Genomic DNA, 13,770 nt, shown 5'->3' with positions numbered 1-13,770 from the left:
AGACTGAAACCTGTTACAGACGCTTCCAGGCAGGACCCACGGGCGACGCCTCAGGCGGCCTCGAGGCTCAGCAGCGTCGACTTCGCCTGCGGGCCGCCGACGTACTGTCCGGACGTGCCGTCCGAGCGCACGACGCGATGGCAGGGAATCACCACCGGCAGAGGATTGCGGGCGCACGCGCTTCCCACCGCCCGCACGGCGCGGGGGTTGCCGACGGCGGCGGCGACGCTCGCATAGCTCGCACGCTGTCCGTAGCCGATGTCGCGGAGGTGTTCGATCACACTGAGGCGGAAGCCCGCGGCCAGCCGCAGGTCGACCGGCACCTCGAACGCGGTGCGTTGCTTGGCGAAGTACTCGTCGAGCTGGCGGGCGACGGTGTCGAGTCGCGCGGGTGCCAGCAGGATGCGCGGACTGACGACCTCCGCCAGCCGGGTGAGCACCGCGTCGTGGCCCTCGATGTCAAAGGCGACGCGGACCAGTCCGACGGTGGTGGCGGCCAGCAGGAGCGGACCGACGGGGCTGTCGACCATGCGGTAGGCGACATCGAGCACGCCCTGGTCGTCGGCGGCGCGTTCCAGCTGTCGGTGCAACCGGGCGAGCGTTGCGGTATCGGGGCTCAGTTCATCGAAAAGGTTGGTAGTCATCGGCTTTCCTCACGGTAGATCTTGCGCAGGGTCTTGATGCCGTCGGCCGCGGCGCGGCGAGCGGCATCCGGGGAGTTGCCGAGCAGCCCGGCGATCTCGGCGAACGGCACGCCTGCGATGTGGTGGTAGGCGACGGCCTGGCGCTGCTTGATGGGCAGCCGCGCCAGGGCGTCCCACAAATCGGGGTCGCGGGACGCGGGGTCCGCCCGCGATGAGGGCTGTTCCGGCATCGAGTCGGTGGGCGTGGGTCTGCGGGAGCGCGCGCGGCCTGCGTCGAGGGCGCGCCGGTGCGCGATCGTGACGAGCCACGCCTCGACATTGGCGTCGGCCGGCAACTGCGGGTAGGCGCGCAACGCGGATAAGAACGTCTCCGACCAGGCGTCCTCGGCGTCGACGGGACCGACGACCGCGCGGCAGACCCGCAGCACGGTCGGACCGTGCTCGGCCACCACGTCTTCGAACGGTCGCACCCTCACATCATGTAGACGTCGAAGGGTGGACACATGTGAGATCAGTCCTTGGTGAACGCCTGCAGCGCGTCGAGGAGTTCGCTTTCGAAGCGGTCCTTGTCGACGCCGGCGCGGTGCAGCGGTCCGTCCTCGGCCTCGGCTTCCCACAGGGCCAGCAGGATGTGCTCGGTCCCGACGTAGTTGTGCCCCAAACGAAGTGCCTGACGGAACGTCAGCTCGAGCACCTTTTTGGCGGCGCTGTCGAACGGGATGAGCGTGGGAAGCTTCCCGTCGGCCGGCGGCGGCAACGACACCACCTGCGACACCGCGTCCGCGTCGACGCCCTGGCCGACAAGCAGTTTGGCGGCCAGCCCGTCGGGATCCTTGAACAACGCCAGCAGCAGATGATCCGACCCGATCTCGGGATTGCCGGCCGCGTGTGCGATGTTCTGGGCCTCGACGACGGCGTTGCGGGCGCGGGGGGTGAACCGGCCGAAGCCCGCATTGGGGTCGAGAAGATCGGCGTCGGTGGGTGTCTTGGGTACGAAGCGCTTCTGCGCGGCCTGTTTGGTGACGCCCATGCACTTGCCGATATCGGTCCACGACGCTCCCGAGCGGCGGGCCTGATCGACGAAATGGCCGATCAGATGGTCGGCGATCTCGCCGAGTGACTCCGCCGCCAGCACCGCGTCGGTGAGCTGTTCGAGGGGTCCGGAGTGCACGGTCTTGATGACGTCGATGAGGTCGTCGAGCCGGACCGGGATGGTGATCTTGGCGGGCTGCGTCATGCCGTCAACCCTAGGTTGACGGCCGACTGTACGTCAACCGTTGGTTGACGATCGCGGGTATCCGCGTCGGACCGTGCGGTCGAGGATGCCCAACGTCGCGCGCAACGCGCTTTCGGAGATGACGGGGAAGATGCCCGCGTCGCGCCAGTGCTGGTCGATGTCCGACCAGTCGTAGAACGACGTCACGAGCGTGCCGTCGTCAGTGGGTTCGAGGCGGTAGCCGTAGACATGACCGATCTGCGGGCGGATCCGGCCCAGGATCGTCCACGAAATCAAGCTGTCCTGTTCGTAGTCGCGGATCGAGACGGTGACGTCGTACTTGCCCATGGGGAAGTCGTTGAGCGCTTCGCGGTCCATGTGCACGACGAAGCTGTCCCCGGCGGCGCGAACCGGTTCGCCTTCGGCGTCCTGCAGCATGCCGCTCGCGTCGATCGCCACATGACCCTGGGGGTCGGTCAGGACGGTGAAGATGTCGGGTGCGGGTGCGGCGATGGTCCGCTGGACTTCGATGCGATCAGTCATCAGCAAATCATGCCCCGAACGTGAAACGTCGCGAAAGTCGTTTCGGTCATAGCGGTCGGGGTATTCGCCAGTTGCTATGCGCAACCATGTGGACCCTGCTCGCGTTCAGTCCGCCCTGCTGCGGCGCGCGATCACGTTCATCAACGAGAACGCCCACAGGGAAATAACACTCAGAGATATTGCCACTGCCGTCAATGTGACGCCACGCTCGGTGCAGTACGCGTTCCGGCGACATCTGAGCACCACGCCGCTGGAGTACCTCCGGCGCGTGCGACTCGACCGAGCCCACCGCGAACTGCAAACGGCCGACCCGCGCAGCGACACCGTGATGGCGATCGCGGGACGGTGGGGATTCACTCACGCAGGCCGGTTCAGCGGCGTGTACAAACGCACCTACGGGACTCCGCCGAGCGAGACGTTGCGGGCCTGACGGTTATCTCGGGAAGAAGCCTTCGCGAGTGAAGAAGCCGGGTTGCCATCCGCGTGCGCCGAGGCAGAGCATCGGGCGGCCGTCGGGCGTCTGGGCGGCGGCTTGAGGCTTGGGGCAGGGCGCTCCCACGTCTTGGACGCCGAACAGTTCGTACGAGGCCTGCCAGAATCCCTGGTTGGTCGGGATCGGCGGCCACTGGTTCTCGATCCAGCGGCACTGCAGGACTTCGCCGCCTGGTCCGCGCCCGAAGGTGAACCGCTCGAGGTTGAAGCACGGCCCGGTGAGGTGGGCGTCGTAGTTCATGCCCGGCACGTCGGAGGCGTAGCGGCCCGGCGTGTCGGGGTAGTCGGTGTCATCAGCGGAAGCGAGCGGGGCCGCGCAGATGGCGGCGCCGGCGATCGCGGCGGCGGCGAGCAGTTGGCGAATCATGTCCCACCCTCGATGTCAGGACCGGTCGGTCTCTGCAAAGCGTAGTAGGTGCGCCACGACGGCTGACCCTTTTCCTGTCACTGCACGCAGAACCGGCGATTGTGGAGGGTGCGGGGTGTTCGCGCCCTGGTGGTCCGCACGGCGGCGGCGTGTGGAAGCCTGCCGCCCAAATGCAGGCGAAGTCGCGAGGTCGCCGATTCAACCGCGCGATTACCGGGAAGCCTTACTGATATCCGCTCACAAGCGGCTTCGCGTCATGCTCGTATCGGCGCGGAGGGCAGTTCGACTTTGGAACGATCTTCGACTCGGTGAGGAACGCGGCAAGTGATTGCAATCGCGGTGGTGCTACTGGTTTCGGCAGCTGTGTTGATCCTGTTCGGCGTGGTGCTTTACGGCAATGGCGTCGGCACGGTTCCCGACGAGCCTGGCCGCGAGCCGGCGGCCACCCGAGAGGGCCTGCGGCGCGTCTCATGGACAGACCTGTTCGCGCGGATGAAGACATCGGTCCGAGACATTCTGAATGAGGACGCGAGGCGGCCCCAGAAGTTGACCGCGGCCGGCGCCTTCTGCGTCCTGGTGGGGAGCATCGTCCTGGTACTCGCGCTGCTGTCATTCGTCACCGCCATGGTGTAGCGACACCGCTGTGGTGCTTGTTGGATAGCGACGATAGGTCGAAACCCTCCCTGCGATCAGCGCAGGTCGGGCAGACTGACCGACATGAGTTGGGCGACCACGGTGACGAGCACGTTGGTGCCGTTTGCCTCTGTGACATCGACTGCGGCCGTGGCGATCTGGACCAAGCGCATCGATGCGAGGACCAAGAGAGAAGAACGAGATCACGCTCTCGTCCTGGACTACGAGAAGCGGGCTGGTGAGGACAAGAAGGCCGCGCTGAAGCGTCTGATCTCAGCCACTCTGCACCTCAAGCGCGGAGCCGAACAACTCGCTGGAGCTGAACAAAGCCTTAGCCAACGGCGGGCCGAGGCGATCAGACAACTGTACGAATTCCGTATACGCCTGGGGATGGACGACGGAATAGCAGAGTTGATGATTTATGCCGCGGAGCCGGTGCGTGACCTCACGGAGTTGATGCTCGACGAGTGGGATCGCCAGTTCCGAGAGCACGGCTACTCCTTGGCACAGTTGGATGCCTGCAAGAGGCGGCTCGTCCAAACCGCAGGCGACCTCGCGCCGACCGACGAACAAGCGATCTATGCGGAGCGCAAGTGGGACGAGCTCAAAGAAGAAGAAGGATCGTGGCTCAAAAGGCTCGGCGACGAGTCGGAAATTGACGTCGAGGCGCTGGTGGAACTCTGCAAGCAGATCTTGAAAGCCGCGCACAAGGACCTTCGTGGTGGTTACGGCGTAGAAACGGATTAGGCTGCGGTTGCACGGAAGTGCCCTTGCCGCAAGCCAACTTCTCCGCATCAATCTGGCTGAAGAGGCTGAACCCGTGATCGCGATGGTGGACCGGCTCATGCCCGATGGAGGTTATCGCCCCTCAGGGTGGTTAGGCGGCGGCACGGGTCGAAAAGATCCCCCGAGGTGGTCGGCCGCATTCGGGCGCCGGATGCCGTTGAGGTCTCCGAGGGCGCGTTGAGGGCGTGCGCTATCGAGAACGGCAGGCGTGCTGCACAGTGACAAGGCGGTCAGCGTAGCGGCCGCCGGGGTGGTTGAGTCGCATGACGGCCGTCACTAGCTTGGTCTAGGCGGTGGCTCAGGCTTTGCCAGGACATTGTGGATGTACTGGAGCGCGTCCTCGGCGTCACGGCCCACTGGACTGAACCCCACCCAGCCGTGAATGCCGCGGTCGACTTCGTACCAGTGGATGTCGACGCCCTCGGTTTGGGCGCGTCGGTGGAATGCTCGGGCGTCGGGGTTGAGCATGTCGTGGGTTCCGGTCATCACCGTGATGGTGGGTAACCCGGACAGCGGGCCGGTAGCTGGACTGATCAACGGATGATCGAGAGGGTCGCCCCCCGCGTAGCAGGTTGCTGCTCGGTGCAGGAAGTCGAGATTGAGGACCGGATCAACTTTGGCCACCGCGGGAACCGCGGGATCGGGCAGCCCAGCGTGCAACCACGGTGAGAGCAGTACCGCATCGCTGGGTTGCGGCAACCCTGCATCGCGGCTTGCATGGCACAATCCCAGCGCTAGCCCGCCACCGGCTGAGTCGCCCATAAGGACAACGGATTTCGGATCATGGTCGGCCAGGATCCGGCGGTAGACGCCGAGGAGAAACGTGTAGACCTCCCGGTAGGTATGTTCGGGAGCGAGGGGGTAGATCGGCACTGTTAGAGTGCGACGAAGAATGACGGACAGGTCGGCCAAAAACGGCCAGTAGAGCGCTGGCGCGAACTCGACAACATAACAACCGCCGTGCAGATAGAGCATGTGACCGTTGACGGTGACATCGTCAGGCAGCTTCGGACGGATCTCGTACACGGGCCAACCGTCGAAGTCATTGCGGGTGACCGCCACCTTTCTGTCGAGGCGCTTCGGCGGTGATCCGGCGTATGGACGTCGAGGCGGGCCGGCGGCCCAGCGGTCGATTTTTTTCGGCCGCAGGGTCAGGTAACGCGACTGGCTCAGCCATAATGCTCTGGCCACCAAGCGGTGTCGCAATCGGGCGCGAGGACTCACGTCGATAATTCTGGACTGAGCAGCCTCGGCGCGTGCGACTTCGGTGTCTCCAGTTTCTGCGCCTCATTGGATGGAACGAAAGGCCTCGACAGCCACGAAGACCCAGGTTGATGCTGAGCTGCTTCGGCTCCTATTGGCGTCGCTTCTCGATGTTCTACCCCACTACGAGAACAGGCAACAAGCCGAAGGGTTAGTTCAGCTTCATCGCGACGATGAGTTTCCTGAAAGCTGGGCTGCTCAGGGCCGCTCGTGCACCTGAGCGTCGAGATGGGCGGCGGCGTGCTTTAGCAACAGCACCGCGTCGGCCGCGGTGGTGTGCACGTCATCGTTGAAGGCGTCTAGGTCCGGCCAGTCCATTGCGTCGGCGGAATTGGCCAGCCGCACAAGTAGTAGTTCGAGCCGATCGACCTGCTGTTGCACCGCGCAAGGCTGCCCGGTGTGCCAGTAACCAGCCGCAGTACGAAGCGCCCCTCCCAGGCAGAAGCTGCATGGGGCGGCCACAGGCTCGGTGCGTGTCCGGTAGGCCCCCGCGCCGACGTGCTCGGTGCGCACCCGTACCCAGTTGCCCGGCGAGTCGGCTGCCGGGTGCACCTGAGTGCCATCGGCGTCACGGTAGTAGGCGCCTTGGGTCCACCCGCCGTCAGCCTCGATGAGCGCCAGGGCGCCCTCGATTACCTCCCGGTCGGTATTCATGTCAGCCATACCTTCAACGTACGAAGTAGGGCCGCGCCACAACACGAGGTTGGCCTCCCGAGTTTTGGGGGTTAACCCCCCTGAACACGAACATATGTACGACGACCCCGCCGCTAGGGTGCCAGCCGCTGCCGGGCGATATTTGCGTTCGCTCGGTACGACGCCGCACGGCGGAGCAGATGGATATCGCCGGAGACGGGGGACGATCACCGCGTCAGAAGACGGGGGAAAACCCCCTTACTGAAGCCAGGACAGACGGGCAGAGTAGTTAACAGGTCCGCCGGGCCGACCCCCCGCGGCCCGGCAGACCTTCCGCCGCAGGCACCAAGTCTCAAGCCCGACCAACACGCTCGACGGTTTTTTATCCACCCTCGCGCAAGCAGGGAACGGCAACGACAACACCGGCGAAACCGCCACCGCATCTAACGGCGGCACCGACATCCAGCTCCGCCTGAGAGCCGTAACGAGGACGACAGATCGACTCGCGGGCTCGTCACTATCGAGAAGCGGGCGTGGCGAAGACGTCACTCGCAAAATCACTCCGACGGCTGTCTGAGCCCGCTGAAGGTCTCGAAATAGAGCACATATGAGACCGCTGTCGAGAAGCATCCGGCAGGGCGTTCCCCAAGGCCAGGTTGTCTCAGAAGTTCGTCTCACGAGTGCTTGTCTCGCGGATTACGCCAAATCGCTTCTGAGACAGTGATAAGCCAGAGCCAACCGTCTCCCGTTAGCTGTCACTCTGGTGGCGGCTGGATGTCGGTGCCGCCGTTAGAGGCGGGCAGGTTTCGGTCGTCGGGCCAGTGACCCCGCCAACTGGCCGAAGCGGGCGCGGGCGGCCTACGTGCCGCTGCCGGGGTCGGTGCCGCCGCCGTTCTTGGCGGCCTTGCGGTCCTCCTTGGCAGCGTCCTTGGCGGCCTTGCGGTCATCCTTGACGGCTTTGCGGGCGTCTTTGACGGTCTGGCGGGCGTCCTTGATGGCTTCGCGGTCTTTGGGTTTGGTTTGCCGGAGGTCGTTGAGCGTCTCGCGTGCGGTGTTCAAGGCGGACTGAGGACCGCCACCGGTGCCGCCGTTACAGCCTCCGTTGCCGCCAACGCCGCCAGGGCCGTCACCACCGCCGCCGGCACCGCAGCCGTCATTACTGCCGCCGCCATCGTCACCTGGACTAGCCGAAGGGAGGGTGATCGACGGGAAGGCCGAAGCTGTCGGCGCGAGTGGCAGTACTAACGCTCCCGCTATCGAAACCACCGCCAGCAAACCGAGCGCCGCCTTCTTCATTCCATTCCCCTTGACTACTGCGAAGATTCCGAACGGGTGGCAGTATCGCCGTCTGAACTGCCGAGACCAAGACGAATTTACGGCACCGACAAGGGTCCGTACAGCAAATACACAGGTATCTGTGAAGCGATTCTTGCGTACGGCAGCAAATGATCGTCATTGACCTGGGAAAAGGCTCCCAGCGGCGAACTGTGTCGGCGATGCGGGGCCGGTCCTCTGCATCCTCAAGCACCCGGAATAACCGGTCTGAGAAGCGATTGGGCGTGTCCGGGGGCCACCGCCGCTGCGCCCGCACAGCGCGTCGTCGCCGGGAAGGTTCGGACCTCGCATTCGCGAGCCTCGCACCCGGCGGGCCCACATCGTTGGCGACACGAGCCGAACACTAGATCAGGCGAGCCGAGCTCCGCCTTGATTCAGATTCGGGTGTCACTCTGGTGGTGGCTGGGTGTCGGTCTCGTCGTCGGCTGCGGTGGCGGTGTAGCCGTCGTTCTCAGAGCTGTCGGATCGCGCTGAAGCGAGCTGCGGCGACGGCGGCGCTATCAACGTGTTGCGAATCAAAGTCCACTCCAGAGATTGATCGATCGGTGTGGCGCGCCAGCCCCGTCTGGTTTCGCCTTCAGATCAGACCGGTAGGGCGGTTACGGAGGTTATGAAATCAGGGGTTTCCGTATGACTTGTTTGCTGGGTCGTGCAGCGTGACTGTCCGGACGGTGCTGTTGGTCGTCGTCGGTGATACGCGGAAATTGTTCCGATCCAAGATTTGAGGTCGCGTGGTCGCAGCGTGGCTTCATGCCTGCTCTGGACCCGCGCGACCGTGTGCAGCGATTTGTCCTCCGTGCCCGGAAGCCTGGGAACCGATTTACGAGGACCTTGAGTTTGTCACCAGTGAGGCCGACCGACGGTGAGGACGGTGTAGGTCGGCCAAGCCGCTGCAGACGGGCAAAATCACCGGAGTCAGCCGGATGGTTCCGAAGCCCTAGCACTCGTATCCATCGCGGTACTTAGGGCAATCATGGGAAATGGTGGTTGAGAAGACGGTGGTGTACTGGCTCGTCCGCGCCGGCGACCGGTCGCTAAGACCATCCAGGGTCGAGGCAAAAACTCGCGTCAGCAATCACCAGCAAAGGCGCGGATGATGCGCTTCCCCGCCAATCAGTGACGGCGAATCCCCTCGTCACAGGGATTTACAAGGGTACGGTTCTGCGAGCCGCATGCCGCCCAGGGTTTACGGGATCGGGCCGCCGCCCGGCTCGTTCTTCGCGGCCTTACGGGCGTCCTTCGCCGCTTTGCGGGCGTCCTTGAAGGCCTGGCGGGCGTCTTTCACGGCCTCACGGGCGTCCTTGATGGCCGCGCGGTCCTTGGGCACAGCCTGGCGGAGGTCGTTGAGATTCTCGCGGGCGATATTCAAGGCAGCCCCAGGACCGGTGCCGGGGCCGGGAGGGTTGGTGTCGGGGCCGGGGCCGGGCGGCGGAGTATCGGTGCCGCCGCCGGGCGGTGTGCTTCCACCATTCCCCGTTCCGTCATCGCCGCCACCAATACCGCCTTCGGTACCATCGTCCGAGCCAGCGGGGGCCAACGGCACATTGAGAGTCGGTTGAGCCGCAGCTACAGGAACGAATGGAAACGCCCCCGCTCCAGCAATCGAAACAGCCGCCACCAGACCGAGCGCAGCTTTCTTCATCAGATTCCTCCTCGACCGCCTGAACTTTTGAAAAGGAAGCAGCTAACCGTCTGAACTGCTGAGACCGAATTGAATTTACTTCTTCGACAGGATTTGGACAGCGACTACTCAGGAATCGCGTCGGTGCTTATTGCAAATGGCAGCAAATGATCTTCATTGGCCTGGTGAAATGCTCTAAGTCAGCGGCAACTTCATTTCACTGACACCTGCACCATTTCCGAGATCGGCATGTCTGGCTCGGCGTGAGTTCGGCGGGGGAACTGTGGAGTCCAGACTCCGTGATGTGTTTGCCCATTTTTAGCCCGCAGGCATTGCCAAGCGGTTCAAAACATGGCTTCTAGGGCAAAACTATGGTGCGCGATACTGGGATTGAACCAGTGACCTCTTCCGTGTCAGGGAAGCGCTCTCCCGCTGAGCTAATCGCGCCGAACCTTCGTAGAGGTGGAGACGGGAATCGAACCCGTGTGCACGGCTTTGCAGGCCGTTGCCTCACCACTCGGCCACTCCACCGCTGGGGTTGATGCCACTGCACCTTCGAGCGGATGACGGGATTCGAACCCGCGACCCTCACCTTGGCAAGGTGATGCGCTACCAACTGCGCTACATCCGCGCGCCACGAACGACTCGTCGCCCGTCGCGAAGGACGACGATAGTCCACCAAAGTGTAGCTGCACAAATCCCGACGTTCGCCGGTGCGTCTCTGCCCGTTCACATCTCAAAACTGCTGGTACCCCCCGCGCGAGACGAAGAATCCGCGGTCCCGAGCGGTAGTCGCGGCACGTGACCCCGCGTCCGCGCTCTCGCATCGCAGAATGTCCGACCGGACCGCCTCACCCGTAGGCAACCGCGCATCGACGCCGAGTGCGGCGTCACGTCGGTGGGCGGAACCCCCGTATCGGGCGGGCCCCACCAACGTCGCGCCGCAGGGATCAGCGAGACCCACCGCCGTGCATTGCCCACCGCGTGACCATAGGCCGGCAACCCCCTGCGCGGCCGACCGAATCACCAAGCCAACGGCGCTGATCTTCGCCGGTGAATTCGGGGCGCGATGCTGGATCGTGCTAGTGTTCGACGTCGTTCGACCGTTCGGTCGACTCTCCGGTCTCGTAGCTCAGTGGGAGAGCGTCCGCCTCACACGCGGAAGGTCGCTGGTTCGAACCCAGCCGGGACCACACTAGAGCGAGGTGGACTAAGTAGTTCACAGCTTGAGACGGCGGTTGCCCGAGTGAGTGATCGCCTCTGAAGGCGTCAGCGCGTATTCCTCGCGCCCAGGAATTCGTCGCATCTTCCCAAGCGCATCTCACCGGTGGGTCGCGCCCTGAGCTGGTCGTGATTCTTACGTTGTGACGGGGGAGTACTCGGGCTCGTGCGCGGTGACTCGATCTCGCCGCCGTTCGAGATTTGCTCTGCGCAATCAGCGGCGATGCTGCGATTATGTGGCCTATGGCGGCTGGGGGAAATCCCGCGATGCAGCAGGCCGCTGAGCGGCTTCTGACAGCGGCTCATATCGAGCCAGCGGGCCTCTTAGTCGAGGGTGAAGCGGGAATTGGTAAGACCACTGCCTGGCTGAATGTCCTGGATGCCGCACGGGGACGGGGCTTTCAGGTCCTCTCCGCACGCGGACATCAGACCGAGTCGGTGCTGGCCTACGCCGCTGTGGCAGATCTGCTGGCCGACATCGATGCCGCGACCATCGACGAATTGCCCAGGCTCCAGCAACTCGCCGTGAACCGGGTGCTACTGCGTGCAGACCGCGACGGTCCACCAATCGATCACCGCGTCGTGGCCGCCGCTGTGGGCACGCTTCTCGAACGCCTCTCGGCGGCCGCACCGCTGCTAGTAGCGATCGACGACGTGCAGTGGCTGGATGCATCTAGCCGCGTAGTGCTCGGCTTCGTCATCCGCCGCCTACGCGGCCGAATCGGTGTGCTGGCGACCGAACGCTGCGATCCTGGCCAGGGTCGTGCAGAGGAGTGGCTGACTTTGGCTAGCGCCGAGCAGATGGCTCGAATTCGACTGCAGCCGTTGAGTCTTGGAGCTCTCCATCAGTTGCTGCTGCAGAGAATCGGGCACTCCTTCAGCCGAGTGGTGCTCGTGCGAATAGCAGAAATATCGGGCGGCAATCCGTTTTATGCTCTTGAGCTTGCTCGTGTGATCGATGGACGCGAACCGCTCGCCGGCCCGGGTCTACCCGCCACCCTGGCCGAGTTGGTACGCATGCGCGTCGGGCGTCTGGAAGGGGACATAAGGCCGGTGCTGCTAGCCGCGGCGTCTGTTGCGGCTCCCACTGTCGATCTCTTGGCCCGGGTCACCGACTCGACTGTGGAGCACGTCATGGAGGTACTCGAAGCCGTCGAAACCGATGGCGTTGTCGAAATTGACGGCAGCAGGGTCCGCTTCACGCATCCCTTGCTCGCTTACGGGGTGTACAGCGAGGCTTCTGCGGCCAGTCGCCGAGCCATGCATCGTGCCTTGGCGTCCGTGGAAGTCCACCCCGAACTCAAAGCGCGCCATCTTGCGCTTGCCGCTACGACTGCCGACGAGGCGACTTTCGCGACTCTGGACTCAGCAGCCGAGGCGACTCGGCATCGCGGCGCACCTGCGGCCGCGGCCGAGCTGCTTGAACTCGTGATCAACCTGGGCGGCGGCACACCGATGCGCCGAATGCGGGCGGCCGAACATCACCTGCGTGCCGGGAACACCCAACGGGCCGCAGAGGTGCTGAGGCCTGCGTTGGTTGAGCTGGAAGACGGACCGCTGCGAGCCCTCGCACTGATCCTGCATGGCGGCATTCTCGTGTACGAGAACACGTTCGATGAAGCGGCCGTACAACTTGAGCGAGCCCTGGACAATGCCGCGGAACATCCCGCTATCAGGGTGCGTGCTCTGCTGATGCTTTCCTTCGCACAGGCCACCGCCACTCACTACGAGGCTGCCCTGCGCAGCGCCGCAGAGGGAATCGCGATCGCCGACTCTCTTGAGGAACCCGGTCTGATCAGCCAAGCACTGGCGACGTATGTGACCGTGAACGCCCTGTATGGCAATGGAATTGACGAAACCGCGCTTGAGCGGGCACTGCAGCTCGACGATGAGACCAGCGACGCGCCGGTGCCGTTGTGTCCACGAGCCGCCGCACTCCAGGTGCTGGCGTGGGCCGGGGACTTCGGCGCAGCCCGTGCGCATGGCGAGTCGTTGCGACGCTCCTGCGAGGAGCGTGGTTCCGACAGCGAGATCTTGTTCATCGCTATCCATGCGACCCTGATCGAGATCTGGCAGAGCCGCTTTGGGGAGGCGGCACGAGTCGCCGAGGACTCGATGCAACGAGCCCAGCAACTCGGCGGGGACCACCCGTTGGCCATTGCGGGCATTGTCACTGCCGCCGTGTCGGCCTTCACCGGTCGCGAGCAAGACGCCCGCGATGCTGCGCACTCCGCTCTGATCGCTGCACGGCAATGTGGAGCGCCGGGGGCTGAGAACTGGGCGCACATGATCTTGGGGTTTCTCGAGGTGTCGCTTGGCAACCACGCCGAGGCGATTCGTCATTTCGAACCGGGTCTGGCGGGCCTGGGCTCGACACCGCCAGGTACAGAATTGATAACGGCCTGGTGGGTGCCCTACGCCGCCGAGGCGATGATCAACCTGGGCAACGTCACAGACGCTGCAGCGGTACTCGATCTGTTGGAGAGCAATGGACGCCGTCTGGACCGCGCTTGGATGATTGCGGCCGCCCTGCGCTGTCGAGCAATGCTCGCCGCGACGAAGGGTGTTCTGACCGAGGCAGAAGAACTTGCTCGTGAGGCGCTCGCGGAACATGAACGGACTTCGATGCCTTTTGAACTTGCGCGCACTCGGTTGCTGCTCGGTCAGCTGCAGCGGCGCCAGCGTCTCAAAGAGGCAGCGGCAAATACCCTGCGAGAAACGCTGGAAATCTTCGAAGACACGGGCGCGTCGATATGGGCCGAGCGCACGCGTGCCGAATTGTCCCGCGCCAAGAGCAGCCGTGCTGGGGACTCGGTACTCACCTCAACCGAACAACGAGTCGCCGAACTGGCCGCTACCGGAATGACCAACCGTGACATCGCATCGGCCTTGTTCATCAGTGCGAAAACGGTGGAACATCACCTGAGCCGGGTTTACCGCAAGTTGGGTATTCGCACCCGTGCTCAACTGGGCAGGCGGATGGCCCCTCATAGCTAGCACCGGCGCGGACTCGCGC

At 64.1% G+C, this 13,770-nt stretch carries 13 protein-coding genes and 4 tRNA genes; 5 read left to right on the top strand and 12 right to left on the bottom strand.

Going from position 1 to position 13,770, the window contains the following annotated elements; translation table 11 throughout:
- Window positions 1-50: 50 nt before the first annotated feature.
- From CEX88_RS00775 to CEX88_RS00760, 4 genes are read right to left on the bottom strand one after another with little or no spacing between them, the layout of a single operon-like run.
- Entirely contained in the window at window positions 51-644 is a 594-nt protein-coding gene (locus tag CEX88_RS00775) for a methylated-DNA--[protein]-cysteine S-methyltransferase (protein ID WP_094292055.1), read from the bottom strand.
- Window positions 641-1,114 carry an RNA polymerase sigma factor gene (locus CEX88_RS00770; protein WP_066841397.1) on the bottom strand — a complete coding sequence of 158 codons (474 nt, stop codon included), beginning with the start codon at window positions 1,112-1,114 and terminating at the stop codon, window positions 641-643. The genes CEX88_RS00775 and CEX88_RS00770 overlap by 4 nt, the downstream gene beginning before the upstream one ends.
- A 41-nt stretch (window positions 1,115-1,155) precedes the next feature.
- Entirely contained in the window at window positions 1,156-1,881 is a 726-nt protein-coding gene (locus tag CEX88_RS00765) for a Clp protease N-terminal domain-containing protein (RefSeq protein ID WP_094292054.1), read from the bottom strand.
- Window positions 1,882-1,914: 33 nt separating this feature from the next.
- Window positions 1,915-2,403, bottom strand: coding sequence for an SRPBCC family protein (locus tag CEX88_RS00760; RefSeq protein ID WP_094292053.1), 489 nt, complete (start codon window positions 2,401-2,403; stop codon window positions 1,915-1,917).
- A 76-nt stretch (window positions 2,404-2,479) separates the two neighbouring features.
- On the opposite strand from CEX88_RS00760, the gene CEX88_RS00755 reads away from it, so the two are divergent.
- Window positions 2,480-2,833 (top strand): helix-turn-helix transcriptional regulator, encoded by a 354-nt coding sequence (locus CEX88_RS00755; RefSeq protein WP_094292052.1) that lies wholly within the window; start codon window positions 2,480-2,482, stop codon window positions 2,831-2,833.
- Window positions 2,834-2,836: 3 nt separating this feature from the next.
- On the opposite strand, the gene CEX88_RS00750 is transcribed toward CEX88_RS00755, so the two are convergent.
- Window positions 2,837-3,262, bottom strand: coding sequence for a hypothetical protein (locus CEX88_RS00750; RefSeq protein WP_064417037.1), 426 nt, complete (start codon window positions 3,260-3,262; stop codon window positions 2,837-2,839).
- 324 nt (window positions 3,263-3,586) lie between these two features.
- Between CEX88_RS00750 and CEX88_RS00745 the strand changes: the two genes are divergently transcribed.
- Complete coding sequence (locus CEX88_RS00745; RefSeq protein WP_094292051.1) at window positions 3,587-3,895, top strand: hypothetical protein; 309 nt, start codon at window positions 3,587-3,589, stop codon at window positions 3,893-3,895.
- Window positions 3,896-3,979: 84 nt separating this feature from the next.
- A complete protein-coding gene (locus CEX88_RS00740; RefSeq protein ID WP_094292050.1) occupies window positions 3,980-4,642 on the top strand; it encodes a hypothetical protein in 663 nt (220 codons plus the stop codon).
- A gap of 315 nt (window positions 4,643-4,957) precedes the next feature.
- Here the strand turns inward: CEX88_RS00740 and CEX88_RS00735 are convergent, their stop codons facing one another.
- The 7 genes from CEX88_RS00735 to CEX88_RS00700 all read right to left on the bottom strand — a co-directional run bounded on the left by CEX88_RS00735 (window position 4,958) and on the right by CEX88_RS00700 (window position 10,164).
- Complete coding sequence (locus CEX88_RS00735) at window positions 4,958-5,707, bottom strand: alpha/beta hydrolase fold domain-containing protein (RefSeq protein ID WP_141209846.1); 750 nt, start codon at window positions 5,705-5,707, stop codon at window positions 4,958-4,960.
- A 435-nt stretch (window positions 5,708-6,142) separates the two neighbouring features.
- Window positions 6,143-6,607, bottom strand: a complete 465-nt coding sequence (locus CEX88_RS00730; RefSeq protein ID WP_094292048.1) for a DUF6197 family protein — start codon at window positions 6,605-6,607, stop codon at window positions 6,143-6,145.
- An 828-nt stretch (window positions 6,608-7,435) separates the two neighbouring features.
- Window positions 7,436-7,873, bottom strand: coding sequence for a hypothetical protein (locus tag CEX88_RS25980; protein WP_202931339.1), 438 nt, complete (start codon window positions 7,871-7,873; stop codon window positions 7,436-7,438).
- Window positions 7,874-9,098: 1,225 nt separating this feature from the next.
- On the bottom strand, window positions 9,099-9,554 hold the full coding sequence (locus CEX88_RS25885) for a hypothetical protein (protein ID WP_126315868.1): 456 nt from the start codon (window positions 9,552-9,554) through the stop codon (window positions 9,099-9,101).
- Between the two features lie 351 nt (window positions 9,555-9,905).
- Window positions 9,906-9,980 (bottom strand) — tRNA-Val (locus CEX88_RS00710).
- Between the two features lie 13 nt (window positions 9,981-9,993).
- Window positions 9,994-10,064, bottom strand: a tRNA-Cys gene (locus tag CEX88_RS00705).
- Window positions 10,065-10,091: 27 nt separating this feature from the next.
- Window positions 10,092-10,164: transfer RNA gene (locus CEX88_RS00700), tRNA-Gly, on the bottom strand.
- A 490-nt stretch (window positions 10,165-10,654) separates the two neighbouring features.
- Here CEX88_RS00700 and CEX88_RS00695 point away from each other — a divergent pair.
- Both CEX88_RS00695 and CEX88_RS00690 read left to right on the top strand, forming a co-directional pair.
- A tRNA-Val gene (locus CEX88_RS00695) sits at window positions 10,655-10,726 on the top strand.
- Between the two features lie 271 nt (window positions 10,727-10,997).
- The gene (locus CEX88_RS00690; protein ID WP_094292044.1) at window positions 10,998-13,751 is read left to right on the top strand and encodes a helix-turn-helix transcriptional regulator; all 2,754 of its coding nucleotides are present in this window, start codon (window positions 10,998-11,000) and stop codon (window positions 13,749-13,751) included.
- The last annotated feature ends 19 nt before the right edge of the window (window positions 13,752-13,770 follow it).

This window comes from Mycobacterium neumannii (genome assembly GCF_002245615.1).
In the GTDB taxonomy this organism is placed as follows: domain Bacteria; phylum Actinomycetota; class Actinomycetes; order Mycobacteriales; family Mycobacteriaceae; genus Mycobacterium; species Mycobacterium neumannii_A.
This window is presented reverse-complemented; position numbering and strand designations above follow the sequence as displayed.